Annotated in this window: 14 protein-coding genes; 2 read left to right on the top strand and 12 right to left on the bottom strand. The window is 39.0% G+C overall.

Annotated features, from left to right (window positions below):
* Positions 1 to 7 precede the first annotated feature (7 nt).
* The 11 genes from gcvH to pyrH form a co-directional block, all read right to left on the bottom strand.
* Positions 8 to 394: a glycine cleavage system protein GcvH gene (gcvH, locus tag AWM68_RS06885; RefSeq protein ID WP_066239057.1), complete on the bottom strand. Its 387-nt coding sequence runs from the start codon at positions 392 to 394 to the stop codon at positions 8 to 10.
* 73 nt (positions 395 to 467) lie between these two features.
* Positions 468 to 827 (bottom strand): arsenate reductase family protein, encoded by a 360-nt coding sequence (locus AWM68_RS06890; protein WP_066239060.1) that lies wholly within the window; start codon positions 825 to 827, stop codon positions 468 to 470.
* A gap of 778 nt (positions 828 to 1,605) precedes the next feature.
* Positions 1,606 to 3,390, bottom strand: a complete 1,785-nt coding sequence (locus AWM68_RS06895; protein ID WP_066239062.1) for an acyl-CoA dehydrogenase family protein — start codon at positions 3,388 to 3,390, stop codon at positions 1,606 to 1,608.
* Between the two features lie 15 nt (positions 3,391 to 3,405).
* Positions 3,406 to 4,587, bottom strand: a complete 1,182-nt coding sequence (locus AWM68_RS06900; RefSeq protein ID WP_066239065.1) for an acetyl-CoA C-acetyltransferase — start codon at positions 4,585 to 4,587, stop codon at positions 3,406 to 3,408.
* A gap of 15 nt (positions 4,588 to 4,602) precedes the next feature.
* Positions 4,603 to 6,999: a 3-hydroxyacyl-CoA dehydrogenase/enoyl-CoA hydratase family protein gene (locus AWM68_RS06905; protein ID WP_066239068.1), complete on the bottom strand. Its 2,397-nt coding sequence runs from the start codon at positions 6,997 to 6,999 to the stop codon at positions 4,603 to 4,605.
* A 236-nt stretch (positions 7,000 to 7,235) separates the two neighbouring features.
* The gene (locus AWM68_RS06910; RefSeq protein WP_066239070.1) at positions 7,236 to 8,153 is read right to left on the bottom strand and encodes a proline dehydrogenase family protein; all 918 of its coding nucleotides are present in this window, start codon (positions 8,151 to 8,153) and stop codon (positions 7,236 to 7,238) included.
* Positions 8,154 to 8,403: 250 nt separating this feature from the next.
* Entirely contained in the window at positions 8,404 to 9,489 is a 1,086-nt protein-coding gene (locus AWM68_RS06915) for a copper resistance D family protein (RefSeq protein WP_066239072.1), read from the bottom strand.
* A 223-nt stretch (positions 9,490 to 9,712) separates the two neighbouring features.
* Positions 9,713 to 10,588, bottom strand: a complete 876-nt coding sequence (locus AWM68_RS06920; RefSeq protein ID WP_066239075.1) for a hypothetical protein — start codon at positions 10,586 to 10,588, stop codon at positions 9,713 to 9,715.
* 137 nt (positions 10,589 to 10,725) lie between these two features.
* Positions 10,726 to 11,814, bottom strand: a complete 1,089-nt coding sequence (locus AWM68_RS06925) for a Ger(x)C family spore germination protein (protein WP_066239078.1) — start codon at positions 11,812 to 11,814, stop codon at positions 10,726 to 10,728.
* Entirely contained in the window at positions 11,811 to 13,334 is a 1,524-nt protein-coding gene (locus AWM68_RS06930) for a spore germination protein (protein WP_066239081.1), read from the bottom strand. The genes AWM68_RS06925 and AWM68_RS06930 overlap by 4 nt, the downstream gene beginning before the upstream one ends.
* Positions 13,335 to 13,460: 126 nt before the next feature.
* Positions 13,461 to 14,195, bottom strand: a complete 735-nt coding sequence (gene pyrH, locus AWM68_RS06935; RefSeq protein ID WP_066239084.1) for a UMP kinase — start codon at positions 14,193 to 14,195, stop codon at positions 13,461 to 13,463.
* Between the two features lie 401 nt (positions 14,196 to 14,596).
* On the opposite strand from pyrH, the gene AWM68_RS06940 reads away from it, so the two are divergent.
* Together AWM68_RS06940 and AWM68_RS06945 are read left to right on the top strand one after the other, a co-directional pair.
* Positions 14,597 to 15,373 (top strand): hypothetical protein, encoded by a 777-nt coding sequence (locus AWM68_RS06940; RefSeq protein WP_066239087.1) that lies wholly within the window; start codon positions 14,597 to 14,599, stop codon positions 15,371 to 15,373.
* A 107-nt stretch (positions 15,374 to 15,480) separates the two neighbouring features.
* Positions 15,481 to 16,146 carry a hypothetical protein gene (locus tag AWM68_RS06945; protein ID WP_066239089.1) on the top strand — a complete coding sequence of 222 codons (666 nt, stop codon included), beginning with the start codon at positions 15,481 to 15,483 and terminating at the stop codon, positions 16,144 to 16,146.
* A 90-nt stretch (positions 16,147 to 16,236) separates the two neighbouring features.
* Here the strand turns inward: AWM68_RS06945 and AWM68_RS06950 are convergent, their stop codons facing one another.
* Positions 16,237 to 16,965 (bottom strand): ZIP family metal transporter, encoded by a 729-nt coding sequence (locus AWM68_RS06950; protein WP_066239092.1) that lies wholly within the window; start codon positions 16,963 to 16,965, stop codon positions 16,237 to 16,239.
* Between the last annotated feature and the right edge of the window lie 210 nt (positions 16,966 to 17,175).

Genomic DNA, 17,175 nt, shown 5'->3' on the forward strand with positions numbered 1-17,175 from the left:
GTTTTCATTAATCTTCTTTAATTAATTCTTCGTACTGTTCAGCAGTCATTAATTTTTCTAGCTCAGAGGAATCTGAAAGTTCTACAACAACCATCCATGCTTTTTCGTAAGGAGATTCATTAACAAGTTCTGGGCTGTCATCAAGATCAGCGTTAACTTCAACCACTTTTCCAGATACAGGAGCATACAGTTCAGAAACAGTTTTAACGGATTCTACGCTTCCGAATGGCTCATCTGCAGTAAGTTCATCCCCAACTTCAGGAAGTTCAACGAACACGATATCTCCTAGCTCGTCCTGTGCAAATGCCGTAATACCGATACGAACTTTATTGCCTTCTTCTGTTTTTGTCCACTCGTGCTCTTCTGAATAGCGTAATTCTTTTGGAAATTCCATGTGTAATCCCTCCAGCTTTTGTTTGTTTTTATAGTAACTACAATAATTTTTTTATTATAGTCAGCAACAATTATTATTTCTTCCAGACGTTTTCGTACTGTTCTTCCTTAAAACCAACTGTCACTTGTTTGCCATCTGTTGCGATCGGCCTTTTGATGAGCATGCCATCACTTGCTAAAATTTCTAATAGCTCTTCGTCTGCAGCCGTTTTCATTTTTTCTTTCATACCCAGCTCACGGTATTTCATTCCGCTCGTATTAAAGAACTTCTTTATCTCTAAACCGCTTAATTGGATCAAATTCTTAAGTTCTTCTTTTGAAGGCGGATTGTCCACAATATGTACAGGCTCAAAGGCTACTTCATTTTCTTTAAGCCACTTTTTGGCTTTTTGACAGGTTGAGCATTTTGGATATTCGTACACTTTCAGTAGCATTATATCACCCCTTTTCATAGTACCACAAACTAGTGTCACCAATAAAACAAGAAATTCTGCACTTTGCGAAATTTGTTTTATTCGGGCGCATCACAGACTTATTAGGATGCCTGTCTTTTAGCGGGGGGTGTGGTGGGATTGCTCCCCGCCATATGCCTGATTGTGTTGGGGAAGCTTATTTGTGGAAGAAGGCGGGGGTATAGTCAGATGCGAAAATTGTCGAGGATTGTAGACTCGTGGATAAACAGCTAAAATTTCTGGATTGGATGATAAAACTCGTGGATAAGCGGACTGAATTTCTGGATTGATGATGCATTTTTGTGGAATCGGACTCTTTAGAATGGCTGCATACCCCAGCAGGTATCAATTGAAATCAGTTTCGGATGCCGAAACTGCACCTGATTTGAGCTTATTTGCCCCTTTATTAGCACTTGCTAAGGTTTATTTTAACTTTTCTTCTGTGAAAGTTGATTGGAGTGCAAGGTACGTGCCAACGACTTGAGAAGCTTCTCGAAAGGCATGCGACGAGGAAGCTAGCAACGTTAGCATTAACTTGTAGACGCAGGAGCAAGGATGCTTCATTGAGGCTGGCGGGTGAGACACTTAAAAGTGAAACGTACAAATGTGGCTCACCGCCTGCCCCGCGGAAAGCGAGCGCCTCCGAAGGGAAATCACCACTTTTAAATACAACATAAGTCTGTATCTCAAAAAAAAAGCCCTCTTACAAATGTAAGAGGGAAAGATAAGATATTTTGAAGGTTAGCGTAAATCAGATCAATTAAACGATATAGCGTTCTTCTTCAAGAAGCTGAACAGCTAGTTCGCGCTTCTTCTTAATCACATTAATAGGTGTATGACGTGTAAGCTTCTTTAAAGCAGACAGCATCATGCGCAGCATGTCGCCTTCTTCTACCGCAATGATAGATTCTTTTGCGTGAGCTTCAATGCGGTTAAACGCTTCTTGACAATAAACTTCCGTATAAAGAAGCTTTTGTTTTGCCTTTTCAGCGCCGGATCTTCCGATTGCTTTTTCAGTACGCAATAGGACAGATTCCATGCTGTAAACTTCACTGATGATATCAGCTAAGTTAGAAAGCACTTCTTGCTCTTGCTCTAACTTAGGTCCGAACTTTTGAACAGCCAAGCCAGCTGTCATCAAGAAGATTTTCTTCGCCATAGAAACTAAGTACTTTTCTTGATCCAAGCTTTCCGTCCCTACTTCTATAGGCATCAACATCATTAACTCCTGCTGAAGCTGTGTTGCTTTTTGGATCAATGGCAATTCATTTTTCATCGCCTTTTTCACAAGCGTTCCAGGAACGAGCAATCGATTAATTTCGTTCGTGCCTTCGAAGATACGGTTAATACGAGAATCACGGTATGCACCCTCGATTTCATACTCAGACATAAACCCGTATCCGCCATGAATTTGAACGCCTTCATCTACTACATAATCCAGTACTTCTGAAGCTGACACTTTGTTTAATGAACATTCAATGGCATACTCAGCGATCGCTTTTGCTAGTTCACGACCATCTTTTTGCTTTTCTTCAGACAATGCCCCAAGGCGATTTTCAAACAAACCAACTGTTCTGTAAACAGAGCTTTCGGCCGCATACGTTTGTACAGCCATGTTAGCCAGTTTTTCTTGAATCAAGCTGAATGAACTGATTTTGCGTTTAAACTGCTGGCGTTCGTTCGCATATTTCACTGAAACTTCAAATGCGCGTTTAGCAGCTCCAACACATCCTAAAGCAAGCTTGTAACGACCGATATTTAGAATGTTAAAGGCGATAAGGTGCCCTTTTCCAGCTTCCCATAACAGGTTTTCTTTTGGAACAGCTACATCTTCTAAGATCAGTGTACGTGTCGAAGAGCTCTTGATCCCCATCTTCTTTTCTTCAGGCCCCGTCGAAACACCTGGAAAATCTCGTTCAACGATGAATGCAGAGAATTGCTCTCCGTCAATTTTTGCGTAAACAACGAACACATCAGCAAATGCAGAGTTTGTAATCCATTGCTTTTCTCCGTTTAACACATAATGAGTTCCCTCAGCGTTTAATTTTGCTGTTGTTCTCGCACCAAGCGCATCGGATCCAGAACCTGGCTCAGTCAATGCGTAAGCTGCAATTTTTTCACCTGTCGCAAGCTCAGGCAGGTATTTTTTCTTTTGCTCTTCATTTCCAAAAAGAACGATTGGAAGTGATCCGATTCCTACGTGTGCGCCATAGCTGATAGAAAAGCCGCGGCCGCGTGCGAACTTTTCCGTAATTAAGGAAGAAGAAATCTTATCTAATCCAAGTCCACCGTATTCTTCTGGTACATCTGCACCTAAAAGACCTAGCTCTCCTGCTTTTGTTAGGAGCTTGCGGGAAACTTCAAAATTGTGGTCTTCCATCTTTTCAAGCTGAGGCACCACTTCTTTTACTACAAAATCTTCTGTCGTTTTTGCAATCATAAGGTGTTCTTCAGAAAAATCCTCCGGTGTATAAATATCTGCTGCTGTAATGTCTTCAATTAAAAAGCTTCCACCAATGATTTGTTTTTCCGCTGTGTTTGACATGCTTTCTCCTCCTTATTATCCTACGAGTTCAAATACGCCGGCTGCACCCATTCCGCCGCCAATGCACATTGTGACAATCCCAAACTGTTCATTACGGCGCTTCATTTCGTGTAAAAGCGTCAGCGTTAGTTTCGTTCCTGAACACCCAAGCGGATGTCCAAGTGCAATCGCTCCACCATTCACGTTCACCTTTTCTTCTGGCAGGTTCAATTCACGAATCACTTGGACGCTTTGTGAAGCAAAGGCTTCGTTTAATTCAAACAATCCAATGTCGGAAAGCTCTAAACCAGCCATCTTTAATGCTTTCGGAATAGCAGCTACAGGACCTACCCCCATAATGTCTGGAGCTACTCCAGCTACTGCAAAAGAACGGAACTTCAATAAAGGAGTAAGTCCTTCTGCTTCTGCTTTTTCTCTGTTCATCACAAGAACAGTTGCTGCTCCATCACTTGTTTGCGACGAATTCCCTGCTGTTACAGAACCTGTAGGTGTGAACGCCGGACGCAGCTTGCTAAGAACATCAAGTGTAGTCCCAGCACGAACGCCTTCATCGACAGATACAGCGATTTCTTTTTCCACAAGCTTTGATTGTTCATCCAACCAGCGTTTCATCACGTGAACGGGAACGATCTCATCGTTAAACTTTCCGTCTTTTATAGCAGCTGCAGCTTTTTGGTGACTGCGTACAGCAAATTCATCTTGATCTTGTCTAGAGATGCCAAAGCGCTTCGCCACTTCTTCTGCTGTATGCCCCATCCCCATATAGTATTGAGGAACCGTTTCTACTAAGTACGGGTTCGGTTTAACAACATGCCCGACTACAGGTACAAGACTCATGGATTCTGCGCCGCCAGCAAGGATGGCCTCTGCTGCGCCTAACATAATTTTCTCCGCGCCATATGCAATACTTTGCAGACCAGACGAACAAAAACGATTGATCGTAATGGCTGGAACTGTTTCAGGCAACCCTGCCCGAGCTCCAATCAGACGAGCCATGTTCATCCCTTGTTCCGCTTCAGGGACAGCACATCCAATGATTAAATCATCGATCTCACCGTTATAATCACCTGCACGCTTCAACGTTTCTTTAATCGTTACCGCTGCCAGTTCGTCCGGTCTCATATGTGCAAAAGAACCTTTTTTTGCTTTCCCAACCGCTGTTCTAGCACCGGCTACTATTACTGCCTCTTTTAACATTGAATTCTTCCCCCCTTAGTTTCTTAGCGGCTTGCCTTTTACAAGCATGTGCTGCATTCTTGCCTGGCTTTTCGGTTCTCCTGCTAGACTTAGGAACGCTTCTCTTTCAAGGTCCAGCAGATACTGCTCATCTACTAATGTTCCTTCTGGCACTCTTCCTCCAGCTAAAACAAAGGCTAACTTTTTAGCAATTTTCAGATCATGCTCTGAAATATATTGGCTGAAATGCATCGTTTGAGCACCAAGTGCAAGCGTTGCATAACCCGCTTCACCTACAACAGGGATTTTCTTTCTAACAGGCGGTGTATAGCCAAGTTCGGCTAGAGCGAGTACTTGTGTTTTTGCATCATGTAAAAGGTGATCGCCGTTTACAGAGATACTGTCTTCTTTTCGTAAAAAGCCTAACTTTCTAGCTTCTTGAGCGGAAGTTGATACTTTAGCCATTGCAATCGTTTCGAATGCTTGATTTGCTACCTTTTGCAGATCACCCTTCGAACCTTCTGGCAGCTGTTCTAATAGACGAAGATACAATTCTTTGTTTCCGCCTCCGCCTGGAATCAAACCAACACCAGTTTCAACAAGACCCATGTACGTTTCAGATGACATCTGCAGTCTTGCAGCTGGAAGTGATACCTCAACACCGCCTCCGAGCGTCATTCCGAAGTTGGCTGCAACAACCGGTTTTGCACTATAGCGAACTCTTGCCATCGCCTGCTGAAATTGTCTGACCATCATATCCAGTTCAAAGAAGTTATCATCTTGTGCTTCCATCAAGATAAGCATTAAGTTAGCTCCAACACAGAAGTTCTTTCCTTGGTTCCCGATGACTAGCCCTTTGTAGTTCTTTTCAACCTCATCGATCGCTTGATGAAGCATCATGATGATTTCAGGTCCAATCGCATTGTTCGGTGAATTGAACTCAAGACCTGCAATATCATCGCCAAGATCGATTAACGTCGCTCCGCCGTTTTTCGTAATCACGTTGCCTTTTTCTTTTAAACGGCTTAAATGGACTACTTTTTTGTTTTCTTCAACAGGGAGGTATCTTCCGTGATGATAGTAAGATCGGTCACCTTCTGTTTTTGTATAGAAGGAAGTTTTTTCAGATTGAAGAAGTTCCTCAACCCAAACTGGGATTGTTTCCCCTTCTGCTTTCATTCGTTCTATTGATTCCGGCACGCCGATTGCATCCCAGATCTCAAATGGCCCGTGCTCCCAGCCGAATCCCCACTTCATCGCCTGATCAATGGCAACAAGATCATCTGCAATCTCATAACACTTTTCTGCCGAATAGAGAAGAACCGGTTTAACGATGTCCCAAAGCAACTTTCCTGCTCGGTCATCACTGTATAAAAGCGCTTTCACTTTTTGGTTTGTGGTTTTCATTTGTTTTGCGGCTTCAAGTGTTGCTGTTTTCATCTTTGAGCGAGGCTTGTATTCCAATGTAGATGGATCAAGCTCTAGAATTTCACTTCCTGTTTTACTTCTTTGTTTTAAATAAAATCCTTGACCTGTCTTGCTTCCTGTCCACCCTTTATCAACCATTTCATTTAAGAAGTCAGGGATCTCAAAAACTTCTTTTTCTTTTCCATCCACTTGTTCGTAAACATTACGAGCTACGTGAAGGAACGTATCCAGACCAACAACATCAAGTGTTCTGAAAGTAGCTGATTTTGGACGACCGATCAGTGGTCCTGTTACAGAATCAACTTCACCAACGCTGTATCCTTGTTTCAGCATCTCCTGCATCGTAACCATCAACCCGTAAGTTCCAATGCGGTTCGCAATAAAGTTAGGTGTATCTTTTGCTTCAACAACACCTTTACCTAGTACGTTTTCACCGAAGTTCCGCATGAATTGCACAACTTCTGGTTTCGTATCTTCAGTTGGAATGATTTCGAGTAACTTTAGATATCTTGGCGGATTAAAGAAATGCGTGCCTAAGAAGTTGGCTTTAAAATCTTCTGATCGCCCTTCAGCCATTGCACGAATAGAGATTCCTGACGTGTTTGAAGTGATAATGCTTCCTGGCTTGCGGTATTGATCGACTTTTTCAAAAAGCTTTTGTTTTACATCTAAACGTTCTACAACGACTTCAATGATCCAATCAACCTCTTTCAGTTTTTCAAGATCATCTGTTAAATTTCCGATCGAGATTAGTTCTAAATTTTCTTTTACTGCCAGTGGAGCCGGCTTTTGCTTCAACAATTTTTGTGTAGCAGATAGGGTGAATTTGTTTCGGAAAGCAGGATGATCTTCAGTGATCCCTTTCGCTTTTTCCTCTTCACTTAAAGAAGGCGGTACAATATCCAATAGTAATGTTGGTATTCCGACGTTTGCAAGGTGTGCGGCTATGCCTGATCCCATTACACCAGAACCCAGAACGGCAGCTTTTCGGATTTCACGAGACAAAATAGTCTTCCTCCTTTATTGAATGAATACTCATTCATTTTTTATCCATAAAAAAATTAATCAGCCTATACTCAATATAAAATATATTCAGAATTTTAGCAATAGTTGAGAACTATTTCTTTTCATTTAGTAAAATTATTAGCTAGGGGTCTGTCCCCAGGACAGACCCCTGCTCTTCTTTTGCTGTTAGCTATCAAAAAAAAGAACCTCATCAAGGTTCTTTTGGCTTACATTTCTTATTTTCCGAACACACCTTTAAGAACGAATACTACGTTCGCTGGTCGTTCTGCAAGACGTCTCATGAAATAGCCGTACCAGTCGTTTCCGTATGGCACATAAATACGCATTTTATAACCTTCTTGCATCAATTGATCTTGTCTCTCTACACGGATTCCATATAACATTTGGAATTCAAATTGATCATACGGAATGTTGTGCTTTTCAACTAGATCCTTTGTAAATTGAATAATTTCATCATCGTGAGTTGCAATGGCTGTATAGTTACCGTTTAGAAGGTGTGTTTCGATCAACTTTTTAAAGTTATTATCCACATCACTTTTCTCTGGGTACGCAACAGTTTGCGGTTCTTTATAAGCACCTTTTACAAGACGCAGATTCGGATGATACTCATCCAAGATTTGTACATCTTCTAGAGAACGGTACAAATAAGCTTGGATAACTGTTGAGATATTATCATATTCACTCTTTAAGAGTTTAAAGATTTCCAATGTCTTTTCACAACGAGAATAGTCTTCCATATCAATTGTAATGAAAACATTATGTTTTTGTGCAGCATCCATAATTTTCCTCATGTTGCTTAGCACAAGTTCATCACTAATATCTAATCCCATGGAAGTCATTTTTAGAGAAAGCTGTGAATCAAGTTTTTCTTTGCTGATTGCTTTGATTGCTTGAATGCAATGCTCAGTCATTTCTGCAGCTTCTCGTTCATTGTCAACAAATTCACCAAGATGGTCGATTGTTACTGGCATCCCTTTTTCATTCAATCGCTTAATGGCAGAAATCGAGCTTTCAAGCGTTGCTCCTGCTACGAAACGACCTGCACCGAAACGAAGACCGTATCTTTTTGCAAGGTTTGTTAACGATTTATTTTTAGCAAGAAATAAGAAAAAATTGCGCATAAGTTGTTCCAAATCAATTACCCCCTATTACCTTAAAAAAATTAAAAAAGATTGGTTACATTCTTTCTATGTGTAACCGCTTTAAATATATCATTCTTTTTGCGAATATTGTCGATTTTGAAAAATTAAAAATATTTCAAGGATAAAAAAACAGCCCGTTAGACTGCTTTTTTTCTTTGTATATTTTTTGTTATTTATGGAGCTCATCATTTAGGCTGTTCTCAGGTAACATTTAATGCATTTGAAAACTTACATATATCCTTTATAAAGATAAAGAAGACATGACCGCTAAATAAAGTGCGCTCGTTGCTAGAACAGAAGCTGTAATAACTAGCAAAATGCTTCTGTTTCGTTTAACGCTCATAAAGATAGCCGAAATTAGCAAAACACCAAATGCCAGCCAAACGATGCTCATCATAGAGAAATCAAAAGTGAGTGCTGGGTTCTCACCAGGATTTAAACCTGTGACAACCGTAAATAATTTGGACGGTTTCTCCATCTGCAGTGTTTCAGCCACGTTATGAGGTGGTGTCTGCTGACTCATAACCGCAGTCGTTACAAAGGCCAAAAACAATATAATGCCTTCAGCTTTCATCCACTTTAATAAGCCAGCAGCATTTGCACCTTTTCTTATTTTCTTCTTTAACCAAACACCATTTATCAAGCTATAAAACACAATAATTAATAGAAGGATATGCTTGATCAATAAAGCTTGACCATAATTTAGCATATATCCGTTCACATATTCAGGCACAATATAAGACATCAACCATAATCCCGCACCAATAACTGTGAACAAGCAGACAAGTGCGAGTGGCGTGAACCATTTGTAAAATGGCAGACTAGGGCCCTCGCCCTTGGTGAAGAAACCGGTCACGAGCAATACACCAGACCATATAACCACAGCCAAAAAATGAATGGTGTGTGCTAAGAACCCTAAAGATTCTAAACTTGCAGCATGACTTGAATAACCAACTGAAACACCCATTCCTGCTAGTAAAAACAAAGCAAGTCCTGCAAAGAATCTGTCTTCTTGTATATCATTAAATGAGACCATAAAAAATAATAAAACCGATATTCCTGTTAAAAACAGCCATCCTTTACCTACTTCAAAACTAAAAACAATGTTTTGGAAAGTAACCCAATACCCTAGATCTTCTCCTAAGTACATTGTCAGCCTTAAAAGTTCACCAATTCCAAAGAGTGGTATGAACGCGATCAGTAATAGGATAATCTTTTTTGAAAGATAAATGTCGGGACGCTTTGTATGTGGAACAGCATACAGAATAAATGCTCCCATTAGAATAGCAAAACATAAATATAGCAACGTCTTAGCAACAATAAACATGTAACAAACTCCTTCACAACGATCTATGTCTATTGTAGCAGGGAAAAGCGATTGACGAAAAAACTAAGATTGACAATATGAAGAATTAAAAAAAAAAGCTGGACCTCGTGACGTATAACGTCGTCACAAGATCAAGCTTCTTAACGTGATCGTATCTATAAATAAAGCTTAACGAGTCTGTATACCTGCACAGTTAGGAATCTACATAGATATCTTTCTTGTATTAACGGTTTCCTCTTTGAACGACTTTCGATAAGAATTTAACACCGTCACCGTAGCTGAATTTTCTTGCAGCACGTCTAAATTCCTTTAACCCTTTGCGCGTAACGTTAAAATAAGGATCAATAAGACCTTCTTCTTTTAGTTGATTTGCTGTTTCAATCGTAATTGAATGTTGGATTTCTCTCATTTTATGATTAAATTGCTCCAGGCTGGCGTTTATGACAAACTCTTTTCCTAATAGTTGCACGATGTCTTTTGCATTTGCTGTGTGGGCCGTGTCATCTTCTATGTATTCATCTGTTCCGTTTTCTTCTTCGTATTCTTCTTCATCTTCCTGTACTGCTTCAGGTTCTAACAATAACGTGATGCGTAAGATTTCTTGTTTAGCTAACACAATCTCTTTTTCTTTCTGAAGAAGGTAATCGATATAATCTTTCTTGTCCTCTTCATGGAGATCTTCTGTTACTAAGCGATTGATTATTTCATTTTGTACTTGTTTCATTCTTTTTATTTGTTCTTCATGTGTTAGTAATAGGCGTTCAAGCTCTTCTGCTTCTTTATCTGAAATTGGATCTTCTACCTGAACTTCAACCTCATGCTCATCCTGTTCAACAAAAGCTTGTTTACTTTTATTTTGAAATGGCAGAACCGATTTCCCCGCTGCTCCGAATGCCTGCAGTGCCTCGTTTACTTTTACATAAAACAAGCTGCAAATCCCGACCGCGAAAATGGCTAAAATGAATGCCAGCATATCGGAAAAATCAAACGTAAATTTGGTTACCACAATTTTAAACATGAAAACTAATGAAAATAGGCTGATTAAAATAATTTTAAACCAATGATTGCGCAGTTTAATTTTCTCATCTGTTGTTCTCAAATCAATTGCCCCCTTTAAACTCGCTATCCAATTAAGGAATAACCATATAAATATTCGCTTTTCATTTGTTTTTCTGACCGCGTAATATCAACAAAAAATAAACAGCTGTCACCCGGTGGGACAGCTGTTTATTCATGTTATTCGATAACACCCGATTCGACAACTTCGACTTCAGTTGTTACATTTATCTTTATATCAGGATATTGTTTTTGGAATTCTTTAAAATCCCATCCTTTTTCACGCCTTCTAACTTGATCACCAAACCCTAGCGGATCAACTTTTAAACGTTGGAACTTGTTGATGATCGACTTTGCTTCACCGTGTACTTGTTTTTTAAATGTTTTTTCAATTAAAGCTATATTAGAGGCTTCCTCTAGATTCAACCAGTGTGGATACTCGTGTAACTCTCCAAGAATCTTTATCTTTACATCAAACTGAGGTACACCATTCACTTTTTTTACTTTGTATGTTGTCGTTCCTTTAATATTACGTACAACAGCATGGCCTCTTCTTTTTCCTTTTTTAACCTCTACTTCATAATGTCCGGTTTTTGAACCCTCTAAAAGGACTTTAAACGCAAATGATTCTTTATGGTCTAGTTTACCCACATATTTTTCTCCTCTAAAGAGGGCGATACCTTCTAGTTGAATTGTTTTTTCCCGAGCTTTGATTATAGGTAAAAATGGGTCCATTCCTTCTCCATAATAGCTGTACAAAAAGACATGCAGGTTTGTTTTCGGTAAGTTTTCAGTATTTATATTTTGTTCAAGCATATCTGTAATGTACATGGACGGTAGAGGTGCTGCCGTGTAGTTTGTGGTCAATAGTTTATTCGTACTTCCATTTACAACAGCTAAGTATAAACGGTTCCCTACATTAGGGTCACGGTAAAGAGAATTTACAATCTCCAAGATGCCATTATCGGCAAATCTGTCGTTAAATAGAACAACACGCAGCTGGCCTGTAGTTAATGTTTTAGGTGATTGAGTATTGAGCATTGACCGAATAAAACGGCTCGTATGAGAAACGGCTGTAAGCGTTTCAACTCGGACATTACCATCTGGGTTAAAGATAGGGTACGTTATGGTCCCTTTAATATTTTCATCCGGCAGTTCGTCAAAGCCGATTGCGTGCATCAGCTGTACTTCGTCAATAATCTGTTTAGGTACGCAACCAGAAAATAGCAGCACGATAAGTAATAGAATTAATCTGCCCTTTTTGATCATTCGTCTATGTCCTTCTTTTTTCTCATTTCTTTCACTTTATCTTTCGATGGAAGCTCTGTTCCTAACGAAATAGGACGTTTTAATAAACGATTGTAAGGCAGCCTGAAGACGGTATCCGTCATATCGAGCAACCGTGGAGGATAGATTGGCTGCATATAAGGTCTTCCAAGTGACTCTAAACGTAATAAATGGACTAATATAAAGGACATTGCGAGAATGATACCCACTCCGCCCCATAATGCAGCAAAAAAGATGAACGGAAAACGCAGAATCCGGATTGTATTTGCCATTTTATAAATAGGTGTTGTAAACGAAGCCAAGGCTGATAAGGAAACGATAATTAACAAAATGTTACTTGTTAGTCCTGCTTCAACAGATGCCTGACCGATAACAATACCACCTACAATTCCAAGTGTTTGACCAACTTTTGTCGGAAGCCTTGCACCAGCTTCTCGCAACAATTCTATCGTTAATTCTAGAAACAAAACTTCTAATACAGGGGGAAACGGAATATTTACACGAGAAGAAATTAATGGTGCCAGCAAATCCTTTGGAATCATCTGATAGTGAAACGTTAAAACAGCTACATAAAGCGGTGTCGCGAAGGTTGAGAAAATAACAGATATAAAGCGTATGAATCGGAAAAGCGAGCCTAGTATCCATGTTAGATAATAGTCTTCTGGTGAAGCAAAATATTCAGATATTCCGGTAGGCCCTAAAAGCGCTTGTGGAGAGCCTTCAGACAAAATTGCGATTTGTCCATAGTTCAACATGGCTACTACACGGTCTGGCCGTTCGGTTGTAATCAACTGTGGAAAAACGGATTTGGTGTTATCAGATATGATCTGTTCCAAGTAGGAACTGTCTGGAATAATCTCTAGTTCTATATCTTTAATCCTCTGCATGACGGTATTAAGATTCTCTTGATCTGCTACTCCTTCAAGATAAGCAATAATAACACGCGTTTTTGAAAATTTTCCGATTACGATCTCTTTAAAGCGTAGTTCTGGAACGGGCAGCCTTCTTCTGATTAAATACAAGTTGCTGTCTAAGTTCTCGATAAATGCTTCTTTCGGTCCAATAACGGAAAACTCAATTTCCGAAACAGAAACAGGACGGTTTGTCGCAAAGTTTTCAGCACGAATGATGGCACATTCTTCGTCATACTCACCAAATTGAACCACAATAAAACCACGAAGCAGTTTATTTTGAATCTCTTTTATATCATTTGTAATCGTAACACTTTCAATAGGCAGAATATCTTTTAAGTCTTTTAACGATTTAAAATCTTTATTGTGTATCAGATAAGGTAGTACATCACGATGAAGAAGTTCTCCATCGATCATCGCCTTATAATAAGAGATAAAGATAGAGTGGTGGACAGTCTTTTGCGGATAGTGAATAAAGTCAGCCGATTCTAAAGAGTTATCGATTAATTCTCTAATATGACCGAATGTATTATTGGATAAATCTATCGTATGGGTTTGCTCTTTTGGTTTCTTTTTTAGCCATTTCAACATGATGTCCACACCTCTATTCTATCTCTTAATATGAGAAAAGAATACTCGAAATATACAAAAAAGCATTCCGGTCGTATGCCGGAATGCCTTAATAGACTAGACTGTTTCGTGTCTATGAAACCTTGTTTAAACAAGGGCTGTTTCAATATTGTGACTGATAAATGTACCAACATCCTGTCCTGTACAAATCTTGAGAAAGGATCCTTCTTGGTTAAAATCAAAAAGATGGATCGGCAATCCATGATCACGTGCCAAAATGAGAGCAGATTGATCCATCACTTTTAAGTTATTGCGAATTGCTTCATCATAATGCAAAGTTGCATACTTCCTTGCCTGTTTAAATCGATTAGGATCACTGTCATACACTCCATCAACTCCTTGTTTCGCACAAAGTATTGCATCACAATTCATTTCTAGTGCTCGTTGCACCGCAGGGTAGTCGGTAGTTACGTAGGGTTGCCCGTTGCCGCCAGCAAAAATGACAACATATCCTTTGTTTAAATGGTGAACCGCCCTCAATCGAATATAAGGCTCTGCTACTGCACTGATTGGAACAGAACTCATTACCCGCACTTCTTGATCCATTTTACTTTTTAAGACACCTCTAAGCATTAAACTGTTAATGACGGTTCCTAACGTACCAATCTGATCTGCTTCTACCCTTTCAATACCCCAATACTCTGCAAGGTTGCCTCTGAAGATATTTCCTCCGCCCACCACGATTGCGACTTCAATTCCTTTTTCAATTACGGACAAAACTTCTTTTGCGATGTGATTTAGAGAAAGATGATCAAACCCTGTTCCCTGTTGGCCAGCCAGAGCTCCGCCACTTAGTTTAATGAGTACACGTTTATAACGCATCTGCTTCCCTCCCTTTCTTCATGCACAAAAAAAGAACAAATGACAATGGATAACGTCATCTGTTCTTTCAATTAACCAGCGAATATGTGGAATTAGATGTGTATTTCTTTTTTGTACAAATTCCATCATAACCGCCTCCTTTTTCTTCCAACATTATATACACAGCAGCTTGTGTAAGTGAAGTAAAAGATATTTTATCTTATAGAATAGCTCCGATTTCCAAACTTACAAATTCCTCCAGGTAACCCTTAAACAGAAGTTTTTTTATCAGAGAAAAAAAATGGGTCAAATTTGAACCTATTTTTTAGTAATTTAGACAAGTTGCCTATGCCTTTTCATTAGAGTGATACATATAATGCATGGACAAGAGTAGTCAAAATCATTATCAGGAGGAAATATTTTTGAAGAATAACAACTGTCCAACAAAACTTTCTTCAAGAGAGTTATGCAAATTATTGGGTCAAAAGATTAAGGTTAATACTGGTGGCCCAGAGTCAAGAGTAGGGAGATTGGTTTGTGTAGGCGAAGACTTCCTTGCGATTGAATCATTTGATAAAGATGGTAAAGGTAAAGGCAAGGGTCGTAATGATAAAGAATTAATTTTTTATCAACTATTCCATGTAAAAGCAATCGTAATTGAAGCAGATGAATTGTGCTGTTGGAAAAAATCAAAAAAATGCACAAAAGATACTTTCTGCAACGTATTAAGACACTTTATCAACCACAAAGTTAAAATTAACCGCGGGGGTCCAAACAGCGTAGAAGGTGTTCTTGTAGCCGTAAACAATAGCACGCTTGAATTAGTTCGCGGAGATGAAATCATTTTTGTAACGATCCTTCATATTAAGAGCTTCAGCCAAATTGGCGGATGCCATGAAAGCAGCTCTCACAAAAAGGAATCTTCTCATAAGAAAGAATCTTCTCATAAAGACGATAAAAAAGAATCTTCATCATCTTCATCTTCTTCATCTTCTTCTCATAAGAAAGAATCTTCTCACAAGAAAGAGTCTTCTCATAAGAAAGAGTCTTCTCATAAGAAAGAGTCTTCTCATAAGAAACATGAGTCTTCCTCTTCTTCTAGTAGTAAACAATGGAAGAAAAGAAAAAAGAAAGGTTGCTGCGGTGAAGGACCAAAAAAATTAGGTAACCCGCGGGAACAAGGCTGGTTTAAACTGTAATTTTATGTATCGTCCTGTTTTCTTTGGAAAACAGGACTTTATATGCTTTAGGACAGGAAAGATGGATGCTCTCCTAGCGGGGGAGTATCAATCATAGGAGGATTTTTTTGAGCATTTTTAACAAACTTGTTGGAGAAACCGTTGAGCTATCTATTAGCGGTAACAAAACGATTACGGGTATTTTAATCGATATCGGATCAGATATAATCGTAATTTATGACGGTAAACAATTTTTATATGTACCAAAAATCCACATTCATCGTATAAACAGCACAGATTTTGATACAGATATAGAAAAACCAGAAAGTTTACCTATCGGATCAGAAGAGGAGTCATACTCACTTAGAAAAGTATTATTGAACGCAAAAGGGTTATTTGCTGAGGTTTTTATTACAAGCAATCAATCTATCCATGGATATATTACTACGATCATGAATGATTACTTCACTTTTTACTCGCCTGTTTATAGCATTATGCTCATACCCATGCAGCATTTGAAATGGCTTATTCCTTATCATGTCGGTGAACGGCCATACACACTTTCTAATGAAGAATTGCCACTGGTGCCTTTTCAGATGACATTGGCCAGAACTTTTTCGGAAGAATGTAAAAAATACAAAGACAAACTTGTCATTTTTGATCTTGGCAACGATCCAAATAAAATTGGAAAACTAGTTACTATGGATAACAAACATATACAATTGACCATCGGAAGAAATGAAACCGTATTTATTAATATACAGCACATTAAAACACTTCATCTACCAAAATAAATAAAAAGCTTCGCATGTCAGCGAAGTTTTTATTTATGCTCTTTTTAAAGGATTCTCCAAAAACAGCTCTATTGGGTTAGGATTCTTTGATTATGAAAAATGAGTCAGGACCAATGATGATAACAGTCCTAACGAGGTAATAAAACCAACGGCAACACCAGCATCCTCATGTGCTTCCGGAAGCATCGTGGAGGATACCATTGCCATGATGGCTCCTCCGGCAAAGGCACCGATCAACGAAAGTGAAGCTACCGATGCTTGTTCTAGAAAGACAAAGCCAAGAAAAGCTGCGAGAGAAGATATGAAAAATACAGAAATCCACATACCGATAATTTTGCGTTTCGAAAAACCCTCTTTTAATAATCCGATCGAGCTTGATAACCCTTCAGGGAAATTACTTAAAAAAATGGCAACGACAAGCAGCCAGCTTACTTTACTATGATCGATTAAGCTTGCACCTATTAGAACAGATTCAGGAATGGCATCAAGGAGTGTTCCAAAAAAGATAGCAATGCCTACCCCTTTTATTTTCTTATCTCCTGATTTCTTCCTTTCGTGTCCACCTTTTTTTGCAAGAATACTATTTATGACTGTAAATATGGTTGAACCTAGAATAAACCCGATGGCTGTAACCATTAAATTGCTTTGTTCAACAGCTTCTATTAAAAGTTCGAAGGAAACAGCTCCTATTAAAATGCCTGTTCCAAAAGCCATGACCCATGCTGTCCATTTTTTTGGAATATGAAACGCAAGTGCTGCAAAACATCCTAGCAGGACAGCAGAACCTGCTATTCCTCCCCAAAAAGCGGCCTGTAGCATTCTTATTTAACTCCTCTCAATTTTTTTATGAGCTTACTTTAATAGTAACGATAATCATAATGCTAGAATCGATAGTATTAAAACGTTCTTTATTTTCTCACTCATCCAATTCATTTCACGTTAACCACGATTATATTCACATTCATTGAAAATCACATGAAACCTCAGTGAATGAACCGATGAAAAATGACCCACAAAGGTTAAGGTTCA

Source organism: Fictibacillus phosphorivorans (genome assembly GCF_001619875.1).
Taxonomy (GTDB): Bacteria; Bacillota; Bacilli; order Bacillales; family Fictibacillaceae; genus Fictibacillus; species Fictibacillus phosphorivorans_B.